Origin of the sequence: Staphylococcus pseudoxylosus (genome assembly GCF_003697915.1) — a bacterium.
GTDB lineage: Bacteria > Bacillota > Bacilli > Staphylococcales > Staphylococcaceae > Staphylococcus > Staphylococcus pseudoxylosus.
The window spans coordinates 1-1,936 of record NZ_RCVN01000031.1 but is presented as its reverse complement, the minus strand read 5'-3'; the positions used below and the strand labels follow the sequence as shown (position 1 = coordinate 1,936).

General features: G+C 50.2%; 20 tRNA genes. All 20 read left to right on the top strand.

Annotated features, from left to right (window positions below):
- Positions 1-70: 70 nt before the first annotated feature.
- The 20 genes from D9V42_RS14540 to D9V42_RS15170 all read left to right on the top strand — a co-directional run bounded on the left by D9V42_RS14540 (position 71) and on the right by D9V42_RS15170 (position 1,876).
- Positions 71-152, top strand: a tRNA-Leu gene (locus D9V42_RS14540).
- 3 nt (positions 153-155) lie between these two features.
- A tRNA-Gly gene (locus D9V42_RS14535) sits at positions 156-230 on the top strand.
- Between the two features lie 8 nt (positions 231-238).
- Positions 239-324: transfer RNA gene (locus D9V42_RS14530), tRNA-Leu, on the top strand.
- Between the two features lie 17 nt (positions 325-341).
- Positions 342-415: transfer RNA gene (locus D9V42_RS14525), tRNA-Arg, on the top strand.
- An 8-nt stretch (positions 416-423) separates the two neighbouring features.
- Positions 424-497: transfer RNA gene (locus tag D9V42_RS14520), tRNA-Pro, on the top strand.
- An 18-nt stretch (positions 498-515) separates the two neighbouring features.
- Positions 516-591 (top strand) — tRNA-Ala (locus tag D9V42_RS14515).
- A 27-nt stretch (positions 592-618) separates the two neighbouring features.
- A tRNA-Met gene (locus tag D9V42_RS14510) sits at positions 619-692 on the top strand.
- A 27-nt stretch (positions 693-719) separates the two neighbouring features.
- A tRNA-Ile gene (locus tag D9V42_RS14505) sits at positions 720-793 on the top strand.
- 9 nt (positions 794-802) lie between these two features.
- A tRNA-Ser gene (locus tag D9V42_RS14500) sits at positions 803-895 on the top strand.
- Between the two features lie 44 nt (positions 896-939).
- Positions 940-1,032, top strand: a tRNA-Ser gene (locus D9V42_RS14495).
- Between the two features lie 13 nt (positions 1,033-1,045).
- Positions 1,046-1,119 (top strand) — tRNA-Met (locus D9V42_RS14490).
- Between the two features lie 8 nt (positions 1,120-1,127).
- A tRNA-Asp gene (locus D9V42_RS14485) sits at positions 1,128-1,203 on the top strand.
- Positions 1,204-1,213: 10 nt separating this feature from the next.
- Positions 1,214-1,286 (top strand) — tRNA-Phe (locus D9V42_RS14480).
- A 10-nt stretch (positions 1,287-1,296) separates the two neighbouring features.
- Positions 1,297-1,372 (top strand) — tRNA-Thr (locus D9V42_RS14475).
- A 6-nt stretch (positions 1,373-1,378) separates the two neighbouring features.
- Positions 1,379-1,462, top strand: a tRNA-Tyr gene (locus D9V42_RS14470).
- A 17-nt stretch (positions 1,463-1,479) separates the two neighbouring features.
- A tRNA-Trp gene (locus tag D9V42_RS14465) sits at positions 1,480-1,553 on the top strand.
- Between the two features lie 2 nt (positions 1,554-1,555).
- Positions 1,556-1,628 (top strand) — tRNA-His (locus tag D9V42_RS14460).
- An 11-nt stretch (positions 1,629-1,639) separates the two neighbouring features.
- A tRNA-Gln gene (locus tag D9V42_RS14455) sits at positions 1,640-1,711 on the top strand.
- A 9-nt stretch (positions 1,712-1,720) separates the two neighbouring features.
- Positions 1,721-1,791 (top strand) — tRNA-Cys (locus tag D9V42_RS14450).
- A gap of 10 nt (positions 1,792-1,801) precedes the next feature.
- Positions 1,802-1,876 (top strand) — tRNA-Gly (locus D9V42_RS15170).
- Positions 1,877-1,936 lie beyond the last annotated feature (60 nt).

The following is a 1,936-nucleotide window of genomic DNA, read 5'->3' as shown; positions in this document are numbered from 1 at the left end:
TAGAGCATCTGACTTTTAATCAGAGGGTCAGTGGTTCGAGCCCACTATGGCTCACCATTATTTTAATATCGCGGGTGTGGCGGAATTGGCAGACGCACTAGACTTAGGATCTAGCGCCTTACGGCGTGGGGGTTCGACTCCCTTCACCCGCATATGCAGAAGTAGTTCAGCGGTAGAATACGACCTTGCCAAGGTCGGGGTCGCGGGTTCGAATCCCGTCTTCTGCTCCATTATTTTTGCCGGGGTGGCGGAACTGGCAGACGCACAGGACTTAAAATCCTGCGGTGAGAGATCACCGTACCGGTTCGATTCCGGTCCTCGGCATAATCCTATAAAATTATGCGCCCATAGCTCAACTGGATAGAGTACTTGACTACGAATCAAGAGGTTATAGGTTCGACCCCTATTGGGCGCATTAATTTACGGGAAGTAGCTCAGCTTGGTAGAGCACTTGGTTTGGGACCAAGGGGTCGCAGGTTCGAATCCTGTCTTCCCGATAAACCTAAAATATATATGGGGGCTTAGCTCAGATGGGAGAGCGCCTGCTTTGCACGCAGGAGGTCAGCGGTTCGATCCCGCTAGTCTCCACCATATTTAATAATACAACCTAAATACAACGGCGGTGTAGCTCAGCTGGCTAGAGCGCACGGTTCATACCCGTGAGGTCGGGGGTTCGATCCCCTCCACCGCCACTAATTATTAGTTGTAAATTATATTTAGGACCTTTAGCTCAGTTGGTCAGAGCTAACGGCTCATAACCGTTCGGTCGCAGGTTCGAATCCTGCAAGGTCCATATAATTTTGGAGGAATACCCAAGTCCGGCTGAAGGGATCGGTCTTGAAAACCGACAGGGGCTTAACGGCCCGCGGGGGTTCGAATCCCTCTTCCTCCGCCATTTTTATCATAATTGAATATAATTTATTTTTAGCTAATATTTGTGGAGGAATACCCAAGTCCGGCTGAAGGGATCGGTCTTGAAAACCGACAGGAGCTTAACGGCTCGCGGGGGTTCGAATCCCTCTTCCTCCGCCATTAATATTATTACCGCGGGATGGAGCAGTTCGGTAGCTCGTCGGGCTCATAACCCGAAGGTCGGTGGTTCAAATCCGCCTCCCGCAATTTTTAAAGGTCCCGTAGTGTAGCGGTTAACACGCCTGCCTGTCACGCAGGAGATCGTGGGTTCGAATCCCATCGGGACCGCCATTTTAATTATGGTTCAGTAGCTCAGTTGGTAGAGCAATGGATTGAAGCTCCATGTGTCGGCAGTTCGACTCTGTCCTGAACCATTTTATGCAAGCCGGCCTAGCTCAACTGGTAGAGCAACTGACTTGTAATCAGTAGGTTGGGGGTTCAAGTCCTCTGGCCGGCACCATTCTTAGGAGGGGTAGCGAAGTGGCTAAACGCGGCGGACTGTAAATCCGCTCCTTCGGGTTCGGCAGTTCGAATCTGCCCCCCTCCACCATATATTTTTAATTTAATAGGGGCATATTTCAACGGTAGAATAGAGGTCTCCAAAACCTTTGATGTGGGTTCGATTCCTACTGCCCCTGCCATGGCGGTTGTGGCGAAGTGGTTAACGCATCGGATTGTGGTTCCGACACTCGTGGGTTCGATTCCCATCATCCGCCCTTTATATTAATGGGCTATAGCCAAGCGGTAAGGCAATGGACTTTGACTCCATCACGCGCTGGTTCGAATCCAGCTAGCCCAGTTTTTTATTGGCGGCATAGCCAAGTGGTAAGGCAGAGGTCTGCAAAACCTTTATCACCGGTTCAAATCCGGTTGCCGCCTTCATCAAAATGCGGGAGTATTTCAACTTTCAGAATACGTTCCTTCCCGGAACGTGGTATAGGTGCAAGTCCTATCTTCCGCTCCATAATCTAATAATTAAGCGGGAGTAGTTCAACTCTCAGAACACATTCCTTCCCGGAATGAG